Below are 570 nucleotides of genomic sequence, written 5' to 3' on the forward strand. Positions count from 1 at the left end.
CGTGCGGCATGCCGGCGCTCGCGCTCACGGACCACGGCGCGATGCATGGCGCGATCGAGTTCTACAAGGCCTGCCACGCCCAGGGCGTGAAGCCGATCCTCGGCTGCGAGGTCTACATCACCACCGGCAGCCGGCACGACCGGACGCCGGCGAGCGCCGGCGGGCCGGCCACGCACCACCTCGTGCTGCTCGCGCGGGACAAGACCGGCTACCGGAACCTGATGAAGCTCACCTCGAAGGCGTACCTCGAGGGCTTCTACTACCGGCCGCGCATCGACCGCGAGCTCCTGGAGGAGCACGGCGACGGCCTGATCGCGTTGACGGCGTGCCTCAAGGGCGAGGTGCCCTCCGCGCTGCTGGCCGGCAAGGAAGACAAGGCGCTGGAGATCCTCGGCTTCTACCAGGAGATCCTCGGCCGCGAGAACGTGTACCTCGAGGTGCAGGACCACGACATCGACGAGGAACGTCGCGTGGTGCCGCTGATCCGTCGGCTCGCGGAGCGCACCGGAACGAAGGTCGTGGCCACGAACGACTGCCACTACATGACGCGCGACCACGCGGAATCGCAGG

The 570-nt window shown here is 68.9% G+C and carries 1 protein-coding gene; it reads left to right on the forward strand.

The features are described 5' to 3' along the window. Window positions 1-570, forward strand: a 570-nt coding sequence (locus tag KDM41_18740) for a PHP domain-containing protein (protein ID MCB1185462.1), incomplete at both ends; no start/stop codon positions are given.

It is taken from the genome of bacterium, assembly GCA_020440705.1.
Classification (GTDB): Bacteria; Krumholzibacteriota; Krumholzibacteriia; order LZORAL124-64-63; family LZORAL124-64-63; genus JAGRNP01.